Source organism: Ruegeria sp. AP11 (assembly GCF_056535865.1).
In genome coordinates this window covers 2940066-2964029 of sequence record NZ_JBQFJB010000001.1, presented here as the reverse complement: position 1 = coordinate 2964029, position 23964 = coordinate 2940066, and the positions used below count along the sequence as shown (strand labels likewise).

Annotated in this window: 25 protein-coding genes and 1 tRNA gene; 13 read left to right on the top strand and 13 right to left on the bottom strand. The window is 58.7% G+C overall.

What is annotated here, in order from left to right; translation table 11 throughout:
- Positions 1-74: 74 nt before the first annotated feature.
- The 4 genes from ACR3E4_RS14815 to ACR3E4_RS14800 all read right to left on the bottom strand — a co-directional run bounded on the left by ACR3E4_RS14815 (position 75) and on the right by ACR3E4_RS14800 (position 4375).
- On the bottom strand, positions 75-1139 hold the full coding sequence (locus ACR3E4_RS14815; RefSeq protein WP_480532992.1) for a DegT/DnrJ/EryC1/StrS family aminotransferase: 1065 nt from the start codon (positions 1137-1139) through the stop codon (positions 75-77).
- Positions 1140-1302: 163 nt separating this feature from the next.
- Positions 1303-2364, bottom strand: coding sequence for a hypothetical protein (locus ACR3E4_RS14810; protein ID WP_480532994.1), 1062 nt, complete (start codon positions 2362-2364; stop codon positions 1303-1305).
- Positions 2365-2826: 462 nt separating this feature from the next.
- On the bottom strand, positions 2827-3789 hold the full coding sequence (locus ACR3E4_RS14805; protein ID WP_480532996.1) for a sulfotransferase: 963 nt from the start codon (positions 3787-3789) through the stop codon (positions 2827-2829).
- Positions 3790-4288: 499 nt separating this feature from the next.
- Positions 4289-4375 (bottom strand) — tRNA-Leu (locus ACR3E4_RS14800).
- Between the two features lie 129 nt (positions 4376-4504).
- On the opposite strand from ACR3E4_RS14800, the gene ACR3E4_RS14795 reads away from it, so the two are divergent.
- Entirely contained in the window at positions 4505-5164 is a 660-nt protein-coding gene (locus ACR3E4_RS14795; protein WP_480532998.1) for a DsbA family oxidoreductase, read from the top strand.
- A gap of 39 nt (positions 5165-5203) precedes the next feature.
- Positions 5204-5860, top strand: coding sequence for a lipoyl(octanoyl) transferase LipB (gene lipB, locus ACR3E4_RS14790; RefSeq protein ID WP_480533000.1), 657 nt, complete (start codon positions 5204-5206; stop codon positions 5858-5860).
- Between the two features lie 402 nt (positions 5861-6262).
- On the opposite strand, the gene ACR3E4_RS14785 is transcribed toward lipB, so the two are convergent.
- Positions 6263-6682, bottom strand: a complete 420-nt coding sequence (locus tag ACR3E4_RS14785) for an HIT family protein (protein ID WP_480533002.1) — start codon at positions 6680-6682, stop codon at positions 6263-6265.
- 280 nt (positions 6683-6962) lie between these two features.
- On the opposite strand from ACR3E4_RS14785, the gene ctaD reads away from it, so the two are divergent.
- From ctaD to ACR3E4_RS14770, 3 genes are all read left to right on the top strand, one after another.
- Complete coding sequence (ctaD, locus tag ACR3E4_RS14780; RefSeq protein WP_480533004.1) at positions 6963-8621, top strand: cytochrome c oxidase subunit I; 1659 nt, start codon at positions 6963-6965, stop codon at positions 8619-8621.
- Between the two features lie 147 nt (positions 8622-8768).
- The gene (locus ACR3E4_RS14775) at positions 8769-9368 is read left to right on the top strand and encodes a DsbA family protein (RefSeq protein ID WP_480533006.1); all 600 of its coding nucleotides are present in this window, start codon (positions 8769-8771) and stop codon (positions 9366-9368) included.
- Positions 9369-9414: 46 nt separating this feature from the next.
- The gene (locus ACR3E4_RS14770; protein WP_480533008.1) at positions 9415-9900 is read left to right on the top strand and encodes a DUF2244 domain-containing protein; all 486 of its coding nucleotides are present in this window, start codon (positions 9415-9417) and stop codon (positions 9898-9900) included.
- Here the strand turns inward: ACR3E4_RS14770 and ACR3E4_RS14765 are convergent, their stop codons facing one another.
- Positions 9901-10383: a GatB/YqeY domain-containing protein gene (locus tag ACR3E4_RS14765; RefSeq protein ID WP_480470127.1), complete on the bottom strand. Its 483-nt coding sequence runs from the start codon at positions 10381-10383 to the stop codon at positions 9901-9903.
- Between the two features lie 183 nt (positions 10384-10566).
- Between ACR3E4_RS14765 and carA the strand changes: the two genes are divergently transcribed.
- Positions 10567-11733: a glutamine-hydrolyzing carbamoyl-phosphate synthase small subunit gene (gene carA, locus ACR3E4_RS14760; RefSeq protein ID WP_480533010.1), complete on the top strand. Its 1167-nt coding sequence runs from the start codon at positions 10567-10569 to the stop codon at positions 11731-11733.
- A gap of 80 nt (positions 11734-11813) precedes the next feature.
- A complete protein-coding gene (locus ACR3E4_RS14755; RefSeq protein ID WP_480533012.1) occupies positions 11814-13724 on the top strand; it encodes a glycosyltransferase in 1911 nt (636 codons plus the stop codon).
- On the opposite strand, the gene ACR3E4_RS14750 is transcribed toward ACR3E4_RS14755, so the two are convergent.
- Complete coding sequence (locus ACR3E4_RS14750) at positions 13681-14328, bottom strand: GntR family transcriptional regulator (protein ID WP_480533014.1); 648 nt, start codon at positions 14326-14328, stop codon at positions 13681-13683. The genes ACR3E4_RS14755 and ACR3E4_RS14750 overlap by 44 nt on opposite strands.
- 100 nt (positions 14329-14428) lie before the next feature.
- On the opposite strand from ACR3E4_RS14750, the gene ACR3E4_RS14745 reads away from it, so the two are divergent.
- The 3 genes from ACR3E4_RS14745 to ACR3E4_RS14735 all read left to right on the top strand — a co-directional run bounded on the left by ACR3E4_RS14745 (position 14429) and on the right by ACR3E4_RS14735 (position 16678).
- The gene (locus ACR3E4_RS14745; RefSeq protein WP_480533016.1) at positions 14429-15073 is read left to right on the top strand and encodes a pyrimidine 5'-nucleotidase; all 645 of its coding nucleotides are present in this window, start codon (positions 14429-14431) and stop codon (positions 15071-15073) included.
- A gap of 87 nt (positions 15074-15160) precedes the next feature.
- A complete protein-coding gene (locus ACR3E4_RS14740) occupies positions 15161-15409 on the top strand; it encodes a hypothetical protein (protein ID WP_480533018.1) in 249 nt (82 codons plus the stop codon).
- A gap of 72 nt (positions 15410-15481) precedes the next feature.
- Entirely contained in the window at positions 15482-16678 is a 1197-nt protein-coding gene (locus ACR3E4_RS14735) for a UbiH/UbiF family hydroxylase (protein WP_480533020.1), read from the top strand.
- 11 nt (positions 16679-16689) lie between these two features.
- On the opposite strand, the gene ACR3E4_RS14730 is transcribed toward ACR3E4_RS14735, so the two are convergent.
- A complete protein-coding gene (locus ACR3E4_RS14730) occupies positions 16690-17817 on the bottom strand; it encodes an aminotransferase class V-fold PLP-dependent enzyme (protein ID WP_480533022.1) in 1128 nt (375 codons plus the stop codon).
- A 232-nt stretch (positions 17818-18049) separates the two neighbouring features.
- Between ACR3E4_RS14730 and ACR3E4_RS14725 the strand changes: the two genes are divergently transcribed.
- Positions 18050-18751, top strand: a complete 702-nt coding sequence (locus ACR3E4_RS14725; protein ID WP_480533024.1) for a GntR family transcriptional regulator — start codon at positions 18050-18052, stop codon at positions 18749-18751.
- 6 nt (positions 18752-18757) lie between these two features.
- Here the strand turns inward: ACR3E4_RS14725 and ACR3E4_RS14720 are convergent, their stop codons facing one another.
- Both ACR3E4_RS14720 and ACR3E4_RS14715 read right to left on the bottom strand, forming a co-directional pair.
- Positions 18758-19216 carry an Lrp/AsnC family transcriptional regulator gene (locus ACR3E4_RS14720; RefSeq protein WP_480533026.1) on the bottom strand — a complete coding sequence of 153 codons (459 nt, stop codon included), beginning with the start codon at positions 19214-19216 and terminating at the stop codon, positions 18758-18760.
- A complete protein-coding gene (locus tag ACR3E4_RS14715) occupies positions 19213-19668 on the bottom strand; it encodes an Lrp/AsnC family transcriptional regulator (RefSeq protein ID WP_480533028.1) in 456 nt (151 codons plus the stop codon). The genes ACR3E4_RS14720 and ACR3E4_RS14715 overlap by 4 nt, the downstream gene beginning before the upstream one ends.
- A 131-nt stretch (positions 19669-19799) precedes the next feature.
- Between ACR3E4_RS14715 and ilvC the strand changes: the two genes are divergently transcribed.
- Positions 19800-20822 carry a ketol-acid reductoisomerase gene (ilvC, locus tag ACR3E4_RS14710; RefSeq protein WP_480533030.1) on the top strand — a complete coding sequence of 341 codons (1023 nt, stop codon included), beginning with the start codon at positions 19800-19802 and terminating at the stop codon, positions 20820-20822.
- A 46-nt stretch (positions 20823-20868) separates the two neighbouring features.
- Here ilvC and ACR3E4_RS14705 read toward each other — a convergent pair whose 3' ends face one another.
- Both ACR3E4_RS14705 and ACR3E4_RS14700 read right to left on the bottom strand, forming a co-directional pair.
- Positions 20869-21324, bottom strand: a complete 456-nt coding sequence (locus ACR3E4_RS14705) for an SRPBCC domain-containing protein (protein ID WP_480533032.1) — start codon at positions 21322-21324, stop codon at positions 20869-20871.
- The gene (locus ACR3E4_RS14700; RefSeq protein WP_480533034.1) at positions 21321-21632 is read right to left on the bottom strand and encodes an ArsR/SmtB family transcription factor; all 312 of its coding nucleotides are present in this window, start codon (positions 21630-21632) and stop codon (positions 21321-21323) included. The genes ACR3E4_RS14705 and ACR3E4_RS14700 overlap by 4 nt, the downstream gene beginning before the upstream one ends.
- A gap of 78 nt (positions 21633-21710) precedes the next feature.
- Between ACR3E4_RS14700 and ACR3E4_RS14695 the strand changes: the two genes are divergently transcribed.
- The gene (locus tag ACR3E4_RS14695) at positions 21711-22613 is read left to right on the top strand and encodes a DMT family transporter (protein WP_480533036.1); all 903 of its coding nucleotides are present in this window, start codon (positions 21711-21713) and stop codon (positions 22611-22613) included.
- Here ACR3E4_RS14695 and glmM read toward each other — a convergent pair.
- Positions 22610-23953, bottom strand: coding sequence for a phosphoglucosamine mutase (gene glmM, locus ACR3E4_RS14690; protein WP_480533038.1), 1344 nt, complete (start codon positions 23951-23953; stop codon positions 22610-22612). The two genes, ACR3E4_RS14695 and glmM, sit on opposite strands and share 4 nt — an antisense overlap.
- Between the last annotated feature and the right edge of the window lie 11 nt (positions 23954-23964).

Sequence of the window (23964 nt, the reverse complement as noted above, 5' to 3'; positions counted from 1 at the left end):
AGACCCGGTGGGCGGCGTCGAGCCTGTGTACCAGAAAGAGCCGACGAACCTTTGACGAAAGCGTTACGCCGCCCTCATCCGCTGGCAAGCGTTGCTATTTCCAACCCTCCCAAAACCAGGCGGATGTCTTCGCGGATTTCCTCGTCGGATATTCGCGCCACGTCCTTGTGGCAGGGTATGTTCACGACCCGGCTGAAAATATCCATCGCGCGCGGCAGAGGCGCTGCAGGCACATAATATTTTTGCAAGGTCAGATAACGCGCATGCAGCAACCGTTCATAGGGCACCTCGCAAGGCGCGAGAAAGGGAATGCTGGTCAGCGGAATTGTACCGACCGGAGCGCTTAGTGGTTTCAGCCCCAGATCGGTTGCAATTGCGATGACCCGATCACGTTGTTCCAGCGATGGCGGCCCCCAGCGATCAACGCCTTCGATCCGATCGATCAGGAAAGCACAGGCCACGTCTGAAATCTTGCTGTTTCCGACCCAATATGGGCCGTCACGCAGATCCAGCCCATAGCTGATCAGTTCAACAAGATGTTCAGCCTGATCCCGGGGCAGGATCGCCAGACCGCCCTCACCCAGCCCGTAGGGTTTGGTATGATGCAGGCTGATGGCCTGCCATGGAACGTCCGGAAGACTTGTATGAAAGCCCGACGCATTGTCCATCAAAAGCCGCTTACCGGCTCGCTGCGCAAAGGCCATATAATCCGAGAAATCGCTGTGCAGACCAAACGGATTGGTCACAATAATTCCATCATAGCTGACAGGATCCAGAGCCTCGAGCGCCTGCAGGTCCAAACGCCCAGTTTCATCACAATCGATAAACAGGACCTCGTTGAACCGTCCCCGCCCCAGATTTTGAAACGTATAGGCAGAGGCCACCCACTTCAGCGGGCGACCCGCACGGCAGGATTGCAGGGCAGCCAGCGCCTCAAGCGCCATGCCCCCATTGGTCATCGGCACAATATCCCAGGTCTCCGGCAAGTCGACATGTTCAACACACAGCGCCCGCAGCGCGTGATAGAGCGGCCCTTGATTGGCCCACTTGCTTTGACCGACGCATTGCCCAAGCAATTCGGCCACGCGATCCATATCTGGCTGCTTTTCTTCTACGAATTGAACCTTGTGACCCTGCATCCTGTCATGCCACCTCTGGGGAACACTTCAACCCTATTCCGATCGCCGTAGGCATGCGTAGAAAAATTATGTGATGCGCCACTATGGTAGAGAAAGCGGGCATAATTACATCGCCACCCCACATACTGTTCACTTCTTCAAAACAATTTACCTTAAGGCCAATTCAACTCAACACGACACTTACTGCACGCATAAAATTATGAACGAATCCCCCAACCGGTTCCGGGGCGATCTGATTGATACCTATCAGCAGGCAGAAACACAGAACCAGCGCGTAGGTAATCTTGTGCACCGGCGCGCTCAGCCCTGCCCGCGTTTCGGCGAGGATCAACAGCAGGAAGGTCATGACAAAGACCTGCATCGACAGCCAGCGGCTCCAGTCCGTTGCTATCGGGTAGAGCACGAAAGGCGTCCCCGCGCAGAACAGGAACACAGCCCATTCAAAACGCCCCTTCAAAACCCGGCGTGCTGCCCAGAGACCCGGCAGCAAGAGCAGCACAGTCATCAGGGTGACGACCGCAATATTGACGCGATCCAGAACAATGACCTTGACCGCCGAGGTCGTGCCGTCAAATCCGTCAACCAACCATGGGAAAATCCCGATACACAAACTATCAGACAGCCCCGCCGCCACCAGACGCGCGCACATGGCATCTGTATCGGGCACGCTGACATAAATGACCGAGAACACCGCCGCCGCAAACGTGATCAGCCACAGTGTCAGTACAGGAAAGACCACGCTGTCACGCCTGCAACGCAGGTATAGCGCCGCGCTCAACCCCGGGGCCAAGACCAGATTACCTTCGTGAAAGAAGACGGAAACACCGTAGATAACGACGGCTGCCACGACACCCAACTGGCCGCTTGTCCGGGCAAACAGCAGCGGCAGAAACGCCACCAGTCCCAACAGCTCTTTGCGATAGGCGGAGGTGGTGTCATTGACCCAGAACAGCACCAGCGCTGGGCTGAGTAACAGGATCACCACCATGTCCGGCATCTTCAGTTGCAGCGCCTTGATCAAAAGAACCCCAATCAACAGCAACGTCAAAGCGGCCTGAACCGCACTGACCAGCCACAGGGCACTGACCCCCGATAGCTGCGACAGATATAGAAAGAACTCGCCCGAGATACCTCGGCGCACGATCCCGCTGGAATAGTTCACCAACCAGTCCGCGTGCTGAAATCCGCCGCCGCCCGACTTGGTCAGATAAACGAGACGCCGCAACAAAAGCAGCACCGAGCAAAGAAAAACAAAACAAACCAAAAGCGCGTTAAAGCGCCTGACACTCGTTAACATATCACTCACACCCTAAAAAATCAGATCACTCCAATACAAATATTCATCTGGAAGCGAGCTTAGGGCGCATCTGAAATGTTCTCAAGCATGCCCGGTCGGCACAATTGATCGGTCATATGTGAGAGCGAGTAGACCAGTCAGGCTTGTTTGCTGCGGTCGAGAAGCATGCGGTGACTTCGAACCAACTTCTCTGACCCTATATTTTAAAGGAGGAATACCTTAGGGCAGCCTTCAGGTCCCCCCGAATGTATGCTGTATAGACGGTTGTTGTCTGTGTCGGTCAATTCTGTGTGACTTCTAGAGGCGAAGAGGTCTGGGACGCTATCAGTGTAGCAAACCAATAGACTATCTGACCCGGAATCGCGCTCAGAAATGCTTCTTTATTTGCCTTTATTCTTCTTTCAGGCGCATTTTCTCTTCAGAAAACGAATTGACAAGATTCAAATTCAAGCGTTCGTAGGGCTTATCTTCGCGGCAAAAATCTCGGTAAGTTTGCCAGACACTGCCTATTTTCCTTTCGCCAAACTCACTCACAAAATAGTCATACTGTTCCTTGTAGAACCCAAACAAACTCCTTCGAAACCTATCCGGAATTTCGTTTTTGGTCCTACTTGGATTAACAAATTTATCAAAATTTGGAGGTCGATAGGAAACCCCAAGAAAGTCGCAAATTCCCCTTACGGTTTCTTCTTCAAAAAGCTCCTCATAAAAAATAATCATATATCTGTTTTCAAAAACAGATTTCGCTGCCTCTCGAATATCCTTATAATTACTTCTAATCAGAGTTTGAGGATGGTCATGCATTCGATAAATCCCCAGCAACTCGTCATGCAGTGATGTGGGGCTATTCGAATTATCGTTATTACGACGTCTCTTGTTCCTTTCCCGCATTCTAACGGCAGAGATCAGACGCTCCACTGGATCCCTGACCAATTGAATAGCCTTAACTTCGAAACCACGACGCGCAAACGATTCATCTACGTATTCAAGGTGATCTTTCTCCAAGGCTGAGTGCGTAGGAGTCAGATCACCGGTTACACTTTTTCCGCTATCACCAGCAATAAGATGCTTAAAATAGTCAAAGTACTTATCTAGATCATCATAAAACGCGCGGGCGTTCCTGATGTTTTCAATCTTCCCAGATGTTAGTTGGTCAACTTTTTTTTCTGCATCTAAGAATTTCGCTTTTTTCCTTTTTTCTTGTTTTTTGCACAACGGAACGAAGTGCGCGTCAAGGATATGGTATTCTTTCATGAAGCCGAAATTTACTTCGTCGCAACTTCTGAGATAATCAAAGGTCCACGTTGTCCCCGATTTTTGGGCTCCGAGGCCGAGCAAAAAGGTCTTGTTCATAAACTACTCGTTTGACGGCATACAATGCGTATGGATGTTTTTGTCGCGATAAACTATCTATCTGTTGTTGGCACAACAACAGATATCAAAGCTCACTCAATTTCAAGCCTGCCTGTCCTGCCCCTTCTCACTCGGCACTTCGCAGCATGGACTGGCGCACTCATCCAGTCACAGTTTAAGGGCCGTCTCGCAGAGCGTAAAGCCTTTGCCTCCCATGCCTCGCTGATCTCGCTCGTCATTACCGCGTAGGTTTGGATATCGACACATTCCAACGCTGTGACACCAAAAACCGGATCGGGTTTGACCGGACCCGCTTCGAATAGCGCGTCCATCAGAAAACGCCCGGTGGTGATTGTCAGAAAATGAAGTCGATGTACTTGATCGTCGCTCTAAGACTATTGCGTGCTGTCCGTGTGTGTTGTTTGTGTTATGCGACACACTCGGAAAATGCCGATTGTCCTTGTTTTTGAGGCCCACAACCAGATGGTCAAGTTGGTTCTGGTGCGGTCGAGAAGACTCGAACTTCCACGGGTGTTACCCCACAGCGACCTCAACGCTGCGCGTCTACCAATTCCGCCACGACCGCACTGCCAATGACTTGGTAGAGGGGCGTATAGACGCTGAATCGCACGATGTGAAGAGGCAAAACGCGGTGGATTGAAATCGCCTGTGCAGGCCATATCTTAGCGCAAGACGAACCAGCCCGGAGCCGCCCATGTCCTCGCCTGATCATCGCCCGACCTTACAGATTGATGTCGTCTCGGATGTGGTCTGCCCGTGGTGTATCGTGGGCTTTCGTCAACTCGATGCTGCGCTGAAGCAGGAGAATGTACTGGCCCGCCTGCGTTGGCATCCGTTCGAACTGAACCCGACAATGGGACCTGAGGGGCAGAACCTGCGCGAGCATATCGCCGAAAAATATGGCTCGACCCCGGAGCAAAGCCAGCAGGCGCGGGATCGGCTGACCGCCTTGGGGGCTGTGCTTGGGTTCATCTTCAATTTCACTGATGACAGCCGCATCGTGAATACCTTTGCCGCGCATCAGTTGCTGGACTGGGCGGAAACGCAGGGACGGCAGCATCCGCTGAAACTGGCTTTATTCGAGGCCTATTTCACCAATCAGCAGGATGTCTCTGATCCGGAGGTGTTGCTGGGCGCGGTCGAGCTTGCCGGGCTGGACCCGGAAGCGGCGCGCATGGCGCTCGTTTCAGGCGCGCATGTTCAGCCGGTGCGTGAGAAACAGCAATTCTGGACCAGCCGGGGCATCTCGGGCGTGCCGTCGATGGTGTTCGGCGGGAAATATCTGCTGACCGGTGCGCAGGGCACCGGCACCTATGCGCAAGTTCTGCAACGCTGCCTGGCCGAGGCCGCCTGACCCCTTCCCCCTGCCCCGCAGACGGTCTAAGGAACTGTCATGGAATGGAAGACCACTGACGGGCTGATCAATTACGAAGACGCCACGGCGTTCATGGAGGCGCGCGTTGCCGCAATTGCGGCAGGCGAGGCGGACGAGTGTATTTGGCTGCTGGAGCATCCGCCGCTTTATACCGCAGGAACATCCGCGAAGCGTGAAGACCTGACAGACCCGGACCGCTTTCCGGTTTATGAAAGCAAACGTGGCGGTCAATACACCTATCACGGGCCGGGTCAGCGCGTGGTTTATGTCATGCTGGACGTGGGAAAACGCGGCCACGACGTGCGCCGCTTCGTTCAACAGCTTGAAGAATGGGTGATCGCAGCCCTCGCCGAATTCAACGTCACCGGCGAAATTCGCCAAGGCCGTGTGGGTGTCTGGGTGCAGCGACAGGACAAGCCGCTGACGGTGAGCGGACAGACCGCCGAGGACAAGATCGCGGCCATCGGGATCCGCCTGCGGAAGTGGATCAGTTTTCACGGCATCTCGATCAATGTTGAGCCCGACTTGTCCCATTTCTCTGGTATCGTTCCCTGCGGCATTCAGGAACACGGGGTGACGTCTCTGGTCGATCTGGGGTTGCCGGTGACGATGGATGACGTCGATGTGGCGCTCAAAAAGACCTTCAATGAAATCTTCATCGCCGAAGGTGTCTGACGCATAAGTGATTCCACGTACCCGAGGCGACCAGATCAAAAGTCCGAAACAACAATGCCCGGAATCCCGTCATTCTGTTTCTCAAACCATACAGCCGTTTCCTTTGAATCGCCCCAATTCGCCTTAAATTCAGGGATTCTTCACATCCCCTCCTTACAAACGCCATCTAACCACATAGTATAGAGTTACCGTTCATGAGTGAGTGGTGTGTTAACCGGTGATCACGGGGCTGCTCCCGCGAAATCCGAGAAGTGCTTGGTTACGAGTCTGCCGTTCCGACCCCATATCGGAACGGCAATTCTCATTTTGGGGTATCTGTTTTTCGGAACAGCCGGACAAAGGCAGGCCCGCACGGCGTTTCCCGTTTGCTTGGAACTTGATCGCAAGCGGATCCCATCAGGTTCAGGCCAATGCAGCGCGAATCTTGTCAGCATGCTCGGCGATCTGGTCGAAATCTCCCATCTTGCCCGGCGGACGCATCGAGACACCTTCGTGACGTGGCAAGACGTGGACATGCAGGTGAAACACCTCCTGCCCGCCTGCGGCTTCGTTGAACTGCTGAATGGTGACTCCGTCGGCATCAAAGGCAGCTTTGACAGCATGCGCCATCTTCTGCACCGTCGCCATAACCGCAATCAGTTGTTCAGCCGAGGCATCCAGCATGTTGCGGCAGGGAGTTTTCGGAATGACCAGCAGGTGGCCGTCCGACCGGGGCATGATATCCATCAGAGCGACTGTATCATCGTCTTCATACACACGGTTCGACGGGATTTCCCCGCGCAGGATCTTGGCAAAGACGTTTTCGGGATCATAAGCGGTCATCTCGGGCCTCCGGTGTTGAACTTTGCTGTTGTTCTGAGCCGCCGCCAGATGCGGGTCAAGCGGGTTTCCCTCCAGCCTCACTTGAAATCACGGATGGAACTCCCAAATCACTCGTATCCAAGGTCTGTTTGTCGGGCAGCAATGCCAGCCCGCGACAATTATTCTTGATCCAGATCAAACTCGACCATTGAAGGTCGCCCCTTCGCAATCTAAAACCAGCAGGAATCCCGCGCGTTGGAGAGGTCCGGCTGCGCGGTGTAGTTGCAACAGGAGGCACCTAATGGCAGACGCAGCCATTCATGGTCACGACCATGAAGACCAGCGCACATTCTTCCAGCGCTGGTTCATGTCGACCAACCACAAGGACATCGGGATTCTTTACCTGATCTTCTCGGCACTTGCCGGTCTGATCTCGGTTCTGATGACCGTTTACATGCGGCTCGAGCTGATGCACCCCGGTGTTCAGTACATGTGCCTCGAAGGCTTCATGGCCGATCCTTGTACCCCTAACGGACATCTGTGGAACGTGATGATCACCTATCACGGTGTTCTGATGATGTTCTTCGTGGTCATCCCCGCGCTGTTTGGCGGATTTGGCAACTATTTCATGCCGTTGCAGATCGGCGCGCCGGATATGGCGTTCCCGCGGATGAACAACCTGTCTTTCTGGCTGTATGTTGCCGGCACCTCGCTGGGCGTCGCATCGCTGCTGAGCCCAGGTGGCAATGACCAGCTCGGTTCTGGCGTCGGCTGGGTTCTGTACCCGCCGCTGTCGACGACCGAGGGCGGCATGTCCATGGACCTTGCGATCTTTGCCGTGCACGTATCGGGCGCCTCCTCGATCCTCGGCGCGATCAACATGATCACCACCTTCCTGAACATGCGTGCCCCGGGCATGACCCTGTTCAAGGTGCCGCTGTTCAGCTGGTCGATCTTCGTCACTTCGTGGCTGATTCTGTTGTCGCTGCCGGTTCTGGCAGGCGCGATCACCATGCTCCTGATGGATCGCAACTTTGGTTTCACCTTCTTTGACCCGGCCGGTGGTGGCGACCCGATCCTGTATCAGCACATCCTGTGGTTCTTCGGCCACCCGGAAGTGTACATCGTGATCCTGCCCGGCTTCGGCATCATTAGCCACGTGATCGCCACCTTCTCGCGCAAGCCGATCTTCGGTTACCTGCCGATGGTTTGGGCGATCATCGCAATCGGTGTTCTGGGCTTCGTCGTGTGGGCGCACCACATGTACACCGTTGGCATGTCGCTGCGTCAGCAGGCCTACTTCATGCTGGCCACGATGGTCATCGCGGTTCCGACAGGGGTTAAGGTCTTCTCGTGGATCGCGACCATGTGGGGCGGTTCCATCGAGTTCAAGACGCCGATGCTGTTTGCCTTCGGTTTCCTGTTCCTGTTCACCGTTGGCGGTGTGACCGGCGTTGTGCTGTCGCAGGCGGGCGTGGACCGTGCCTATCACGACACCTACTACGTGGTTGCGCACTTCCACTATGTGATGAGCCTGGGTGCTGTCTTTGCGATCTTTGCAGGGATCTACTTCTACTTCGCCAAGATGACCGGTCGCCAATACTCGGAATTCTGGGGCAAGGTTCACTTCTGGCTGTTCTTCATCGGCGCCAACCTGACCTTCTTCCCGCAGCACTTCCTGGGCCGTCAGGGCATGCCGCGCCGTTACATCGACTACCCCGAGGCATTCGCCCAGTGGAACTTTGTTTCGTCGATTGGCGCCTTCATCTCCTTCGCCTCGTTCCTGCTGTTCTTCGGTATCGTGATCTACGCCCTGACACGTGGCGCGCGTGAAACCCGGAACAACTACTGGAACGAATACGCGGATACGCTGGAATGGACCCTGCCTTCGCCGCCGCCCGAGCACACGTTCGAGCAGCTGCCCAAGCAGGAAGATTGGGACAAGGGCCACGCGCACTGATCCCGACCTGAGAGACTGGATAACCCCGCCCATCGAGGCGGGGTTTTTCGTTCCGGAGCGGCTTGGACAGGCTGGGCAGTCGCCAGAACAGCAAAAATAGGCTATTCTGGTTCGCGCGATGTATCCGGCCAACCGGAGGGGTTTGCGATGCCCGAGATCGACTTTTGGTACTCCATCGGCAGCACCTACAGCTTCCTGACCATCAAACGGCTGGACGACTGGTGCGCGGAACATGATGCCACTGTGAAATGGCGTCCGTTCAACGTGCGCACTGTCATGTCCGAACAGCAAAACATCCCCTTTGCCGGCAAGCCGGTCAAATCCGCCTATATGTGGCGCGATATCGAACGTCGGGCGGCAAAGTATCACATCCACGCCAACCTGCCTGCCCCCTACCCGGTTTCAGACCTTGCGCTGACCAATCAGGTTGCCTTGCTGGGCATGACCGAAGGCTGGGGCAAGACGTATACCCAGGTACTTTACAGTATCTGGTTCGAAGAGGGGATCGAGGCGGGATCTGAGACCGCCATCACCGAAGCCCTGCATCGCACCCAACAGGACCCGCGCCTGGCCCTTGCCCGCGCCCGAAGTCCGGACATGGTTGAGGCACTGGAGGCCGAGACCAACACCGCACTTCAATTGGGTGTATTCGGCGCGCCCAGCTTCGTCGTACGTGATGAGGTGTTCTGGGGCGATGATCGTCTGGACGACGCGCTGTCCTGGGCGCGCGTCGGGCACGTGATCTGACAGTTTTGGGCTTCGACTTTGTCGTTTTCTGAGCTAGGTTCCGGCCATGCCTTATCGATGGACTCAAACCTCGGATTCCAGACAAGAGTTGCGCCTGTGGCCGCACAACTCCCTTCCCCCGCGCGGCGCCATGATCGTCATCCTGTCGGTGTTCCTGTTCGGGCTGATTCCGCTGCTGGCGATGCTGGGCTCTGTCGTCCTGTGGGGCTTGCTGCCCTTCCTGCTGCTGACGGTGCTGGGCCTCTGGCTGGCGATCCAGACAAACTATCGCGCGCGCAGCGTGTTCGAGGTGCTGACGCTGGACAAGACGCAGGCGCGGCTTGTGCATCACCACCCGCTGAGGGGTGATCAGGAATGGTCCTGCAATCGTTACTGGGCCCGCCCCGAGATGCACACGAGCGGCGGACCTGTGCCGCATTACGTGACATTGATCGGTGATGGGCGCGAGGTTGAAATCGGCGCGTTCCTGTCCGAGGATGAGCGGATCGCGCTTTACGATGATCTGAACCGGAAACTGCGCGAACCCGCGTGATCAGCCGCCGTTCGAGGCGGCGCACAGATGATCCTTGACCATCGGCCCGACCTTGCCGAAATCCATCTGACCGGTATAGCGCGTTTTCAGCTCTCCCATCACCTTGCCCATATCGCGGATCGACCCCGCGCCCGTGGCCGTGATGGCGGTTTGAATCGCTTTGCTGACCTCATCGTCGTCCAGCTGCTTGGGCAGGAACTCCTCGATCACCTCAACCTCGCGCAATTCACGCTCGGCCAGATCCAGACGTCCGCCCTCTTCATAGGCGCGCGCGCTTTCCTTGCGCTGCTTGGTCATTTTCCCAAGGATTTCAAGCACCTCGGCATCGCCACAGCCTTTCGCCTCTTCATTGTCCGAGGCGCGCGAGGCGATATCACGATCCTTGATCGCGGCGTTGATCAGACGCAGCGTCGACAGACGCTCGGCCGCTTTGTCTTTCATTGCTTGCTTCAGGGCGGCATTCACCCGTGATCGCATATCCATATGGTCTGTCCATCCCCATGGCAAAGGAACCCCGACCATATCGAAACAAAAAGGCAGGCACAACAGGGGACCAATGCAGCTAAACTATTGATTTTCAACAATAGCCCAAAATTTGAACAGGCTTGACCAAAGCGTGCAACCCCCTTAGGTATGCGCCGGTTTACCTTGCAGGAGAGTCGCGCCATGGCCCAGAACGCCCCGTCAAAGCCCACCGCATGTCTGGCATTGGCCGACGGAACGCTGTTCTACGGAATTGGCTTCGGCGCAACCGGCCAGACCGTGGCCGAGCTGTGCTTCAACACCGCCATGACCGGTTACCAGGAAATCATGACCGACCCCTCTTACGCGGGCCAGATCGTCACCTTCACCTTCCCGCATATCGGCAATGTCGGTGTGAACCCCGAGGATGACGAAACCGGCGATCCGGTGGCCGCAGGCATGGTGGTCAAATGGGACCCGACCGAGCCGTCGAACTGGCGCTCGGCCGAAGAACTGAAAAGCTGGCTGGCTCGGCGTGGTCGCATCGCAATCGGTGGCGTCGACACCCGCCGCCTGACCCGCGCCATCCGTCAGCAGGGCGCGCCACACGTAGCGCTGGCCCACGACCCCGAGGGCAATTTCGATATCGAGGCGCTGGTCGCCGCGGCGCGTGGATTTGCCGGGCTGGAAGGCATGGATCTGGCCAAGGATGTCACCTGCGCCCAAAGCTATCGCTGGGACGAGATGCGCTGGGCCTGGCCGGACGGCTACACGCGGCAGGAAGCGCCTCAGCACAAGGTCGTCGCGCTCGACTTCGGCGCCAAGCGCAACATTCTGCGCTGCCTGGCCTCAGCCGGGTGCGACGTGACCGTCCTGCCCGCTACCGCAACGGCGGCCGAGGTTCTGGCGCATAACCCTGACGGCGTGTTCCTGTCCAACGGCCCCGGCGACCCGGCGGCAACTGGCGAATATGCGGTGCCGATGATCAAAGAGGTTCTGGACACCACCGACCTGCCTGTTTTCGGCATTTGTTTGGGTCACCAGATGCTGGCGCTGGCACTGGGCGGACAGACCGTCAAGATGAACCACGGCCACCATGGCGCCAACCACCCGGTCAAGGATCTGGACACCGGCAAGGTCGAGATCACCTCGATGAACCACGGCTTTGCCGTTGATGCGCAGACCTTGCCCGATGGCGTGGTGGAAACCCACCGCTCGCTGTTTGACGGATCGAACTGCGGCATCCGCATGACGGACCGCCCGGTCTATTCGGTGCAGTACCACCCCGAGGCGTCGCCCGGCCCACAGGACAGTTTCTACCTGTTCGAACGCTTCGCTGCAGCCATGGCGGACCAAAAAGCACAAGCTTAATACGGAATTCAACAACGTTAACCGCGCGTTAACCCTGTTCAAGCAACCCTGCCGAGCGTGACTTTCGGCAGGGTTTTCTTATGGTAGAACTGAATCTCCAGCGTCAGACCTTGGCGCGGCCTGTGCCCGGCCCGCATTCGCGTAAACCGCTTGGAACCTGTCTGCTTGATCAGGGTGTCATCACCTCGGACCAACTGGCGCAGGCTTTGCGGATGCAGGCGCGCCAGAATGCGCCCTTGGGGGAAATACTGGTCGGGGAAGGCTGGGCCAGTCGGGCTCAGGTACTCTCGGCCCTTTCCGAACAAACCGGCCTGCAGATCGCCGACCTTGATCAGATTCCGCCACCCCCAGAGCTGTGTGCGCTGAAACCGATTGAGTTCTGGCTGGAGCATAATGTGCTGCCCTGGATGCGGGTTGGTCCTATCCTGTTGGTTGCCACTGCCCGGCCCGACGGTTTCCCTGCCATCATCGAGGCCCTGCAGGATACCGGCCAAACCATCGTCCCGGTTCTGGCCGGGACCGAGCAGATCGACGCCGCCATCGCCCGTCACTATGGACAGCCACTGGCGGAAGCAGCCGAGACCCGTGTGGACGCGCGGCAAAGCTGCCGCAACTGGTCGGCCAAGGCGCGGATGGGTCCGATTGCAGCCGCTTTGATGCTCGTGATCCTGTTCGCTCTCTTTCCGGTCTCTGGCCTCAGTTTTCTTCTGGGCGCAACCTTGCTGACGCTGGGCCTGTTCCTGATCCTCAGACTTTCGGGTCTGATCGCCTATCTATGGCCCGGAAAAACGCGGAAAGAGCCGGACACAGAACAACCGGTCCGCCTGCCCTGTGTCTCGATCCTTGTCCCTCTATACAAAGAGCGTGAGATTGCGGACGTCCTGATCGCCCGTCTGCGCCGCCTGACCTATCCCAAAGCGCTGCTCGACGTCATTCTGGTGCTGGAAGAACAGGACGACGTGACCAAAGAGGTGCTGAAGCAGATCGAGCTGCCAAGTTGGATGCGCGCCATTGTGGTTCCGCAACGCGGTAAGCTGACCACAAAGCCGCGCGCGATGAACTATGCGCTGGATTTTTGCCGGGGGGACATTCTGGGCGTCTGGGATGCCGAAGACGCGCCGGCGGCGAACCAGATCGAAACGGTTGTCCGTCAATTCTCCGCAGCGCCCGAGGATGTGGTCTGTCTGCAGGGCATTCTGGACTATTACAATCCCCGCACCAATTGGCGGTCACGGTGTTTCACTATCGAATACAGCGGTTGGTTCCGCGTGATCCTGAAAGGCATTGCCCGCCTGGGTCTGGTCGTGCCACTGGGCGGTACGACGTTCTATTTCCGCCGCGACAAGCTTCTGGAACTGGGCGGCTGGGACGCCCATAACGTCACCGAAGATGCCGATCTGGGCGTGCGCCTGTGCCGCGCCGGATATCGGACCGAGATCGTGAACACCGCCACCTATGAAGAGGCCAATTTTCGCGCCTGGCCCTGGGTCAAACAACGCTCGCGCTGGCTCAAGGGGTTCATGGTGACCTACCTGGTGCATATGCGCGCGCCCCGACAGCTGCTGCGCGATCTGGGGGTGTTGAAGTTTCTGGGGATGCAGGCCTTTTTTCTGGGAACGTTGGGGCAGTTCCTGTTGGCCCCGGTGCTGTGGCTGTTCTGGCTCGCCTTTTTCGGCCTGCCGCACCCGTTCCAACCTATTCTGACACCCGGTTTCCTGACCGCTTGTGTCTATCTGTTCCTGGCAGCCGAAGCCGCCAACATTCTGGTGGGCATGCTGGGCGTCATCGCCGGAAACCGCAAGTTTCTGCTGCCATGGGTGCCGACGATGGTACTGTATTACCCGCTGGGTGTACTGGCGGCGTATAAAGGTCTGTGGGAACTGGCAGTCAACCCGTTCTTCTGGGACAAAACCCAGCACGGACACGCGGCCGAGGAATCCGACGCGGCTATTTCTCGCGCTGGATCGCATCCTGTTTCAGCCGGGTCATGAACGCGACCGAGATATGGTCCTGCAACGCCTTCGCGGCAGCATCCTCATCACGCGCAGCGATGGCCTTGATGATCCCGTCATGTTCGTTCTGGGCGATCTCATCCCGCCCCTCCGCCGCCAGCGACGTGGTCGCCATCAGCGCCATGGTCCGGTGCACCAGATCCAGTTGCTGCACCAGATAGCGGTTGTGTGAGGCCAGATGGATCTGTTCATGAAACCGCCGGTTGGCCCGCGACAGCGCCGAGGGATCGCCCAGCAGCTTATTGTCGGCAATTACCATCTCCTGCAACACGCGGATTTCCTCTTCGGTGGCGTGCTTGGCTGCCAGCCGCGCGGCCAGCCCCTCCAACTCGCGCCGCACCACGTACAGCTCGGCCATCTGGTTGTGGTCCAGCGATGCTACGATCAGGGATCGCCCGTCCCGCTCGAGCAGCGATTGCGTCTCAAGCCGCTGCAGAGCCTCGCGGATCGGGGTGCGCGATACGCCGAAACGCTCGGCCAGTTCGCTTTCCACCAGCCGGTCACCGGGTTTGTAGACCCCCACATCAATCGCTTCGAGGATCAGACTGTAGGCATCCTTGTTGGACTGTTTGGAATGGGGCATCGGCTGTTTTCTCTCCTCGTTCGGCCCTGTCTATCCGCCACACGCCCCCCCAATCAAGTGCAGCATTGAAAACCGCAGCCTACCGCCCTAAACCCAAAGCATGGTGAAACCGGCCTTTGCTCATGTCACCCAATGGGTGTTCGACCTCGACAATACATTGTACCCGCCGCATATGCGCCTGTTCGATCAGATCGAGGTGCTGATGACGGATTACGTGGTGCAGGCCATCGGCGTCGACCGCCCCGAGGCCGACCGGCTGCGCTCGCATTATTGGCGGCAATACGGCACCACGCTGGCGGGCCTGATGGCCGAGCATGATCTGGACCCAGACCCCTATCTGCACGCCGTGCATCAGGTGGACATGAGCCATATGGAGCCCGATGCCGCACTGGCCGACCATATCCGCGCCCTGCCCGGGCGGCGCATTGTCTATACCAACGGATCAGCGCCTTATGCCGAACGGGTTCTGTCCGCGCGCGGGTTGGATGGCCTGTTCGATGCGATCTACGGGGTCGAACATGCAGGCTATCGCCCCAAGCCGCAAAAAGCCGCGTTCGAGGCGATCTTTGCGCAGGATGGGATCGAGGCCCAAAAGGCTGCCATGTTCGAGGATGATCCGCGCAATCTGGCCGCCCCGCATGAGATGGGAATGCGTACCGTGCATGTCGCACCCGACCCGCACGAGGCTGATCACATTCATCACCACACCGACGATCTGACCGGCTTTCTGGGCCGCCTGCGATAGGCTGTCACACTGCGACGATCTGTGCGTTTCGCAGGTGCAGCATAATCTCCATATGCACCCCAGCGACGAACAGAATCGGAGACCCCAATGACCGCGCTCGATATCCATGCGCGCCCGCCCATCTGGCAGCGCCTCTTGTTTGCAGTGCCCCTGTTTGGCTGGATGGCCCGCGATGTGTCCAATGCTCAGGCCGAGGACCTGTATTATACCGCCGCGGCCATCATCAGCATGTGGGGCTGTTCAATCATGCTGTTCGGCGTTCCCGGCCTTTACATCCCTGCCCTGATGATGGTGCCGGTGATGTTCCTGATCCTGCTTCTGATCTCGCGGGGCTAGGATACGAGACAGGATGTCACTTGGCACCTGCCACGGAACGGCACTAGGGTCTGCGGCAACGGAGAACTGCCCATGACTGATAGCTGTGACATCCTGATTTCCGGCGGCGGCATTGCCGGCCTGACCGCCGCCGCCGCGTTTGGCGCCGCCGGGTTCGACGTGATCTGCGTCGACCCCACCCCGCCGATCACCGAACGCGACGTAGACGGCTCGGACCTGCGCACCACTGCGTTCCTGCAGCCTGCACATGGGTTGCTGGAACAATGCGGCCTCTGGGCCCGGCTGGACGCCCATGCCGCGCCCTTGCAGATCATGCGCATCGTGGATGCAGGCGGCGATGTGCCCGAACCCCGCGTGGTGCGTGACTTCAACGCCGCCGATATCTCGGACCAGCCGTTCGGGTGGAACCTGCCCAACTGGCTGTTGCGACGCGAAATGGTGGCGCGGCTGGCCGAGCTGCCCAATGTCGACTTCCGCCCCGGCACCGGTACTGTCAGCCTGTTCACCCGCACCGCCGAGGCCCGCGTGGGCCTGAGCGATGGAACTCGCGTCCGCTGCAAACTTGTAATCGCCGCAGACGGGCGCAGCTCGCCGATGCGAGAGGCCGTCGGGATTAACGTCCACACCACGCGCTATGGTCAGAAGGCGCTGGCCTTTGCGGTCACCCATCCGATCCCGCATGAAAATGTCTCGACCGAGATTCACCGCTCGGGCGGACCGTTCACCCTGGTCCCCCTGCCCGACTGGCAGGGTCAGCCGTCATCGGCGATTGTCTGGATGGAACGCGGCCCGCGCGCCGTCGAACTGCTGAACCTTGAACCCGAGGCGTTCGAGGCAGCGATGACCGAACGCTCCTGCGGCTTGTTGGGGCCGCTGAAGCTGGCCTCGCGCCGGACGATCTGGCCGATCATCAGCCAGTCGGCGGACCGGCTGTCGGGCGAACGCATCGCGCTGATGGCCGAGGCCGCCCATGTGGTGCCCCCCATCGGTGCGCAAGGCCTGAACATGTCGCTGGGTGATCTGCGCAGCCTGCTGGAACTGGCGCAAGCCCGCCCCGAAGGCTTGGGCGATGCGCAGATGCTGGAGGCCTATCACAAGGCCCGCCATACCGAGATCGAACTGCGCGTCAAAGGCATCGACCTGCTCAACCGCGCCTCGATGATCGAGGCGCGACCGCTGCGCGATGCGCGGGCGATGGGGTTGAATGCGCTCTATTCCCTGCCGCCCGTGCGCAAGACGCTGATGCAGATGGGTCTCGGCGTGCGCTGAGACCCTGCTGATTAAAGCACCTGATCCAGCACCCGTTTCAGGCGCCCAATCGTGCCGTCCACATCATAAAGCTTGTCGAGCCCGAACAGGCCCAGACGGAAAGTGCTGAACCCTTCGGGCTCATCACATTGCAGCGGCACACCAGCGGCGATCTGCATACCGAGGGCGGCGAATTTCTTGCCGTTCTGCACCTCGGGGTCGGTGGTATAACTGACCACCACGCCGGGGGCACCAAACCCGTCAGCGGCAACCGACATGACGCCCTTGCCTTTCAGATAGGCCCGTACGCCATCCCCCAGCGCCCATTGCGCCACCCGCAGCTTCTCGAACCCGTAGTCCCGCGTTTCGGCCATGGTATCCCGGAAAGCGCGCAGCGAATCCGTGGGCATGGTCGCGTGATAGGCGTGACCGCCATTCTCATACGCCTGCATGATCTGGCGCCATTTCTTCAGATCAATGGCAAAACTGTCCGAGCTGGTCTGCTCCAGTCGCGCCTCGGCCCGTTCGGACAACATGACCAGACCGGCGCAGGGCGTCGCGCTCCAGCCCTTTTGCGGGGCTGAGATCAGAACGTCGACACCGGTCGCTTTCATATCGATCCACGCGCAGCCCGAGGCGATGCAGTCCAGCACCATCAACGCCCCCACCTCATGCGCCGCAGCGGCCATCGCCGTCACATAGTCATCGGGCAGAATCACTCCGGCAGATGTCTCGACATGCGGGGCAAAGACGATATCCGGACGCTTCTCGCGGATTGCCTCCACAACCTCATCAATCGGGGCCGGAGCAAAGGGCGACGGGCTGGCATTCCCCGTCTCACGCGCCTTCAGAACCGTCGTCTGAGCGGTCAGCGCACCAGACTCGATAATCTGGCTCCAGCGATAGGAGAACCAACCGTTACGGACCACCAGCACATTGGCATCGCGGGCGAACTGGCGCGCTACGGCCTCCATCCCATAGGTGCCACCGCCGGGAATGACGGCCACACCGTCAGCGTTATAGACCTCGCGCAGCATCCCCGAGATATCGCGCATCACCTGCTGAAAGCTGGCCGACATATGGTTGAGCGAACGATCCGTGAAGACCACCGAGAATTCTTCGAGGCCATCCGGATCAACAGTTTCCAGCAATGCAGGCATGACATGTCCTTTTTAGTTGTTCCCTCTACTTCTGCCCTGTCTCGCAGGCCCGGTAAAGCACCAAACCCGCGCCTCGCTTGACCTGAGGTCAATTGCAACCTTAAGTTTTATTTTGAGATTTTACGTGCAACAATTGCCAGAAATGACGCCAATTAGAGTCAGCCTCTCTTTACACCCTTAGGTGTTTCTGAACAGATACATTCACTTAGAACAAGAATGGATTAAATACCTCGTGACTGCGCAAAAACGGATTAGTTTCCAAGTCGTCCGGGACGAAGTTAAACGTCGGATTGAATCCCGCATCTGGCCTCAGGGCTCACTTCTGCCCACCGAAACCCAACTTGCGGAAGAGTTCAACTGTGCCCGTGCCACCGTAAACCGGGCGTTGCGCGAACTGGCCGATCAGGGTTTTGTCGAACGCAAACGAAAAAGCGGAACGCGGGTCAAGAAAGAGCCTCGCAAACAGGCCAAGCTTGAGATTTCGCTGGCTCGTCAGGCGGTCGAGAATCAGAACTCGGTCTATCGTTATGCTCTGGTCGAACGGAATGTGGTGCACAGCCCCGGTTGGCTGACCTCGCAACTGAATGTCGAACCCGACGCGCGGGTTCTGCACGTGATCTGCATGCATTATGCCGACAACCGCCCCTTTCAACTGGAAGAACGCTGGATCAACATCGATGCCGTGCCTGATGTTGAGCATGCCGATCTCAACGCGAGCGGCCCACATGAATGGCTGCTGAACGCCGCGCCTTTCACCGAGGCCGAGATCGCCTTTTGTGCAATCTCGGCCGACAATCGTCTGGCCGACTTCATGGGAACAACCACAGGCACTTCGATGATTCAACTGGAACGGACGACGTGGAAAGACGGGTTACCGATGACATTCGCGCGCATGACCCATCATCCGGGCTTCCGCATTCACACCAAATACTGACCAGAATCAGCCAATCGGCCCCGGCAGGCGTTCCTCGCTCAGCAAGACATTGGCCTCGACCTCACCGGCCCCCGGTAAGGTCATCACCCGCCGCCGCAGGACCCGCTCGAAATCGGCCAGATCCCGTGCCACGACGCGCAGGCGGTAATCATAAAGCCCCAGGACATGCTCGACGGTCTGCACCTCGGGGATGGCGCTGACAGCGCGCTCGAAATCCTCAAGGCTGACCTGCCCCTTGCGCGCCAGCTTGACGCCCAGAAAGACGGTCACGCCGAATCCCAGCGCCTCAGCATTCAGGCGCAGCCGCCGCCCCTTGATCACGCCCGCCTCTTCCAACCGGCGAATCCGCCGCCAGGTCGCGGGCTGTGACAAGCCAAACCGACGCCCGAGCGCACCGGCACTTTGGGTCGCGTCCTGAACCAACGCGCGCAGGATCTTGCGATCAATCTCGTCCAGTTCGGTCATACTGGCAGCACCTCGTCCCGCTTGACCCGCGCGATATGCATCAGCGCCTCGATATCCGCGATATGCGGCAGGGTCAGAATCCGGTCGCGATAGACCTGCTGATAGTGGCTCATGTCGCGGGCAAGCACGGACAGGCGCACATCGACCCGGCCCAGAAAGGTCTGAATCTCGATCACCTCGGCCACCTCACGCGCCGCCGCCGTGAAATCGTCAAAGGCCCGCGCCTGGGTTTTGTCCAGCGTCACCCGCAACGAGACCTCGACCGCATAGCCCAGCGCCGCCCAATCGATCACGGCCTCTTGCCTCTCGATGATCCCGGCCGCCTGCATCTTTTCGATCCGGCGCCAGCACACACCCGCGCTGATCCGGCATCGCTCGGCCAGTTCGGCGGTGGTCAGGCTCGGCTCGGCTTGAAAATGGCGCAGGATGCGGCGATCAATATCATCAAGCATGATTTTTTCGCATGTTTTGATTTACACGAATTACTCTTCATCTTTTTTCCAGTTACTCGATCCCAACCCTATCGCCAATACCAAACGCTCGGGATAAAAGCGCAGCAATCGAAACTGAAAGGACCAGCGACATGCGCGTCTATTACGATCGCGATTGCGACATCAACCTGATCAAAGACAAAAAAGTGGCCATCCTGGGCTATGGCAGCCAAGGTCACGCCCACGCGCTAAACCTGCGCGACTCGGGCGCCAAGAACCTGGTCGTCGCCCTGCGCGAAGGTTCGCCCTCGGCCAAGAAAGCCGAAGGCGAAGGCCTGAAGGTCATGGAAATCTCGGAAGCGGCTGCATGGTGCGACGTCATCATGTTCACCATGCCCGATGAACTGCAGGCTGAGACTTACAAAAAATACGTGCATGACAACATCAAGCCCGGTGCCGCCATCGCGTTCGCCCACGGCCTGAACGTGCATTTCGGCCTGATCGAGCCGAAAGAGGGCGTCGACGTCATCATGATGGCCCCCAAAGGCCCCGGCCACACCGTGCGCGGCGAATACACCAAAGGCGGCGGCGTGCCCTGCCTGGTGGCGGTTCACAGCGACGCAACTGGCAAAGCGCTGGAAATCGGCCTGTCCTACTGCTCGGCCATCGGTGGCGGTCGTTCCGGCATCATCGAAACCAACTTCCGCGAAGAATGCGAAACCGACCTGTTCGGCGAGCAGGCCGTTCTGTGCGGCGGTCTGGTCGAACTGATCCGCTGCGGCTTTGAAACTCTGGTTGAGGCCGGTTATGCGCCCGAGATGGCCTATTTCGAGTGTCTGCACGAAGTGAAACTGATCGTTGACCTGATCTATGAAGGCGGCATCGCGAACATGGATTACTCGATCTCGAACACTGCCGAGTACGGTCAGTACGTCACCGGCCCGCGTATCCTGAAATACGACGAGACCAAAGCGCGCATGAAAGAGGTCCTGAACGACATCCAGCAGGGCAAATTCGTCCGAGACTTCATGCTGGAAAACGCCGTTGGCCAGCCGACCATCAAAGCGTCGCGCCGCGCCAATGACGAGCACATGATCGAGGAAACCGGCGCCAAGCTGCGTGGCATGATGCCCTGGATCTCGGCCGGTAAAATGGTCGACAAAGAAAAGAACTAAGACTGGCCTTTGTCAGCGAAAGGGCGGCCCCGGTGGCCGCCCTTTTTCATTGTGCAACGGCATTTGCATAACAGTCACCCAGGACAAAATCCCAGCCTTTGTCATAGTTCGCGCGCTTGTCTGCTGCCTCGGTTGCCCAGACCTCCCACCCGGAATGGATCAGCGTTACCTTGGCCTTGCCGCTGTCCTGCGCCTCAAACAGCACCTCAACCCGCGTCGGTTTTTCCGTGTTCGTGCCGGGGTGCCACGTGAAGGCCAGTCGCTTGCCCTCTTCGAAGATCAGAACCTCGCCCCAATCGGCGCGCGCGCCGTCGAACATGGTCTCATAGATCGCACCGCCGACCCGAGGTTCGATCACCACCGCAAGGGCCGGTTTGCCGCCGGTGGCAGACACGGCGTGCCCGTCCAATGGCCACCATTTCGCAATCCGGTTCACGAAAATGTCGAAGGCACGCGTAGCGTCGGCGTTTACTATTACGGTTTTGACGATCGGATCGGTCACGAGCCCTCTCCCTCTGAATTCACCTCATCCGCAAATCGGCTCATGACATCCGTCCAATATTGGTCGAGCCACGAGCGAAGCGCATCCAACCCATCCGGACACGCAGCATAGATCCGCCGCGTACCTTGCGCGCGGCACATCACCAGCCCTGCATCCGACAGCACCTTCAGGTGCTGCGACACCGCAGGGCGGCTGACCGGCAATTCGGCGGCGATCTCGCCCACAGATCGGGGCGTGTGTGCGACTGCTTCAAACACCTGCCTGCGGGTTGTGTCGCCTAACGCTGTCAGAGCCTTTTCGTAAGTCATTACTTACGGTAAATCATTACTAACGGAATGTCAATTTCGCCTCGTGACATGTTCACCCACGCGGGATAAGGGGGTGGAATGGTTGAACAACCCTCAACACGAGACTGGAGCGGCGTCTTCATTCTGGGCCTCATTTGGGGCGCAACATTCATGGTCGTGGCCATGGCGCTGGAAGGCTACGGCCCCATTACGGTTGCCACCTCGCGCACCACATTGGGTGCAGTGACCTTGCTGGTGCTGATGCGGTTGACGGGCCGCCGCGTGCCTGCGTTGACCCCTGCATTGGGTGTTTCGATCATCCTGATCGGTCTGCTGTCCACCGCCGTTCCCTTCATGCTGCTCAGCTGGGGGCAACAGTTCGTCCCCTCGGCCTTCGCAGGGCTGTCCATGGCGGCGATCCCGCTGATGGTTTTGCCGCTGGCACATTTTTTCTCGGATGAGCCCCTGAACCTGCGCCGCCTGATCGGGGTTTGCCTCGGGTTCACTGGTGCGCTGGTCCTGATCGGGCCGGGCCTTGCGCAATTGGGTCAAGGGACCGAGCCTCTGGCGCAACTGGCGTGCATTTGCGCCGCCCTGTGCTACGCCAGTTCATCGGTCATGACGCGCCGTTGCCCACCAATTGATCCGCTGGTCCTTGCAGCTCTGACGCTGGTCGTGGGGGCCTCTCTTCTGGTGCCAATCATGCTGCTGACCGAGGGGCTGCCGACCTGGCAAGGCCCCCGCCCGACCGTGGCGCTGATCGTGCTGGGCCTGTTGCCCACCGCCTTTGCCACCCTGCTGCGGGTCTCGATCACACGCAGCGCCGGATCGGTCTTTCTGACGCTGGTAAACTATCAGGTGCCGATCTGGTCGATGGTCTTTGGCGCCTGGATCCTGTCCGAAGCACTGCCGCTGCGTTTTTTCATAGCGCTTGCGCTGATTCTGGCCGGCATGGCCCTCAGCCAATGGTTCAGCCTGCGTAAGATGCTGATCGGGTATTAGCCCGCGACCGCCTCGACCTCGGCGACGATTCCGTCAACCACCTGATTGAGCAGAGCAGCGTCTTCGCATTCCGCCATCACCCGGATCAGAGGCTCCGTGCCCGACTTGCGGATCAGCAAACGCCCCTGCCCGTTCAACCGCGCTTCGGCCTCGGATATGGCCGTCTTGACGTTGGCAGCCTCCAGCGGGGTCTGCCCGGCGGTAAATCGCACATTCTTTAGCAATTGCGGAACCGTTTCGAACTGGCGCGACAGCTCCGAGGCTTTCCTTTCGGACAGCACCATCTCGGCCAGAAAATGCAAGCCGGCCATCAATCCATCGCCGGTGGTAGCATAGTCGCTCATCACGATATGGCCGGATTGTTCGCCGCCCAGATTGAAACCGCCCTCGCGCATCCGTTCTACCACGTATCGGTCACCGACTGCGGTGCGTTCCAGACGCAGGCCCTGCCCCTGCAGATGGCGTTCAAGACCCAGATTGGACATCACCGTCGCCACCAGGGTGCCGCCCTTCAGCTGCTCTGCCCGCGACCAGGCCCCGGCAAGCAAAGCCATCAACTGATCGCCGTCTGCCACCTTGCCCGTCTCGTCAATCACAACGACGCGGTCGGCATCGCCATCCAGACAGATGCCGACATCCGCGCCATGCGCGACAACGGCTTCCGCTGCGACGCGCGGTTTGGTGGAACCGCAGTCAAGGTTGATATTCTTGCCGTCCGGCGCAATGCCGATGGGGATGACATCTGCACCCAACTCCCACAACACTTCGGGCGCGGTGCGGTGCGCGGCACCATTGGCGCAATCGATCACAACCTTCAACCCATCCAGCCGCACATCGCGCGGCAGCGAGGATTTGACCCGCTCGCCATAGCGGAACCGGGCGTCATCGACCCTGCGCGCTCGGCCAATATTCTGCGCCTGTGCCGGGCGCACGCCCTCTTCGATCAGACGCTCGATTTCCAGTTCGGCCTGATCGGACAGTTTGAAACCGTCAGGCCCAAAAAACTTAATCCCATTGTCTTCAGCCGGGTTGTGACTGGCCGAAATCATCACGCCCAGATCCGCCCGCATCGACCGGGTCATCAGTCCGACCGCCGGAGTCGGCACCGGTCCCAGCAGCAACACGTTCATCCCGGTCGAGGTCAGCCCCGCCGTCAGCGCGTTTTCCAGCATGTACCCCGACAGCCGCGTATCCTTGCCGATGACAACCCGGTGCACGCCCGAGGCATCCCGGCGGAAATATCGGCCCACGGCGGCCCCTATGCGCAAGGCCATTTCTGCCGTCATCGGATGCGTGTTAGCGGTGCCCCGCACCCCGTCGGTTCCGAACAGCTTGCGCATATGTCAATACT

What these genes read in the sequence shown, in the direction of transcription:
- ACR3E4_RS14815 (WP_480532992.1), bottom strand. Translation starts at nt 1,139, where the DNA reads ATGCAGGGTCACAAGGTTCAATTCGTAGAAGAAAAGCAGCCAGATATG.
- ACR3E4_RS14805 (WP_480532996.1), bottom strand. Translation starts at nt 3,789, where the DNA reads ATGAACAAGACCTTTTTGCTCGGCCTCGGAGCCCAAAAATCGGGGACA.
- ACR3E4_RS14795 (WP_480532998.1), top strand. Translation starts at nt 4,505, where the DNA reads ATGTCCTCGCCTGATCATCGCCCGACCTTACAGATTGATGTCGTCTCG.
- lipB (WP_480533000.1), top strand. Translation starts at nt 5,204, where the DNA reads ATGGAATGGAAGACCACTGACGGGCTGATCAATTACGAAGACGCCACG.
- ACR3E4_RS14785 (WP_480533002.1), bottom strand. Translation starts at nt 6,682, where the DNA reads ATGACCGCTTATGATCCCGAAAACGTCTTTGCCAAGATCCTGCGCGGG.
- ctaD (WP_480533004.1), top strand. Translation starts at nt 6,963, where the DNA reads ATGGCAGACGCAGCCATTCATGGTCACGACCATGAAGACCAGCGCACA.
- ACR3E4_RS14775 (WP_480533006.1), top strand. Translation starts at nt 8,769, where the DNA reads ATGCCCGAGATCGACTTTTGGTACTCCATCGGCAGCACCTACAGCTTC.
- ACR3E4_RS14770 (WP_480533008.1), top strand. Translation starts at nt 9,415, where the DNA reads ATGCCTTATCGATGGACTCAAACCTCGGATTCCAGACAAGAGTTGCGC.
- ACR3E4_RS14765 (WP_480470127.1), bottom strand. Translation starts at nt 10,383, where the DNA reads ATGGATATGCGATCACGGGTGAATGCCGCCCTGAAGCAAGCAATGAAA.
- carA (WP_480533010.1), top strand. Translation starts at nt 10,567, where the DNA reads ATGGCCCAGAACGCCCCGTCAAAGCCCACCGCATGTCTGGCATTGGCC.
- ACR3E4_RS14755 (WP_480533012.1), top strand. Translation starts at nt 11,814, where the DNA reads ATGGTAGAACTGAATCTCCAGCGTCAGACCTTGGCGCGGCCTGTGCCC.
- ACR3E4_RS14750 (WP_480533014.1), bottom strand. Translation starts at nt 14,328, where the DNA reads ATGCCCCATTCCAAACAGTCCAACAAGGATGCCTACAGTCTGATCCTC.
- ACR3E4_RS14745 (WP_480533016.1), top strand. Translation starts at nt 14,429, where the DNA reads ATGGTGAAACCGGCCTTTGCTCATGTCACCCAATGGGTGTTCGACCTC.
- ACR3E4_RS14740 (WP_480533018.1), top strand. Translation starts at nt 15,161, where the DNA reads ATGACCGCGCTCGATATCCATGCGCGCCCGCCCATCTGGCAGCGCCTC.
- ACR3E4_RS14735 (WP_480533020.1), top strand. Translation starts at nt 15,482, where the DNA reads ATGACTGATAGCTGTGACATCCTGATTTCCGGCGGCGGCATTGCCGGC.
- ACR3E4_RS14730 (WP_480533022.1), bottom strand. Translation starts at nt 17,817, where the DNA reads ATGCCTGCATTGCTGGAAACTGTTGATCCGGATGGCCTCGAAGAATTC.
- ACR3E4_RS14720 (WP_480533026.1), bottom strand. Translation starts at nt 19,216, where the DNA reads ATGACCGAACTGGACGAGATTGATCGCAAGATCCTGCGCGCGTTGGTT.
- ACR3E4_RS14715 (WP_480533028.1), bottom strand. Translation starts at nt 19,668, where the DNA reads ATGCTTGATGATATTGATCGCCGCATCCTGCGCCATTTTCAAGCCGAG.
- ilvC (WP_480533030.1), top strand. Translation starts at nt 19,800, where the DNA reads ATGCGCGTCTATTACGATCGCGATTGCGACATCAACCTGATCAAAGAC.
- ACR3E4_RS14700 (WP_480533034.1), bottom strand. Translation starts at nt 21,632, where the DNA reads ATGACTTACGAAAAGGCTCTGACAGCGTTAGGCGACACAACCCGCAGG.
- ACR3E4_RS14695 (WP_480533036.1), top strand. Translation starts at nt 21,711, where the DNA reads ATGGTTGAACAACCCTCAACACGAGACTGGAGCGGCGTCTTCATTCTG.
- glmM (WP_480533038.1), bottom strand. Translation starts at nt 23,953, where the DNA reads ATGCGCAAGCTGTTCGGAACCGACGGGGTGCGGGGCACCGCTAACACG.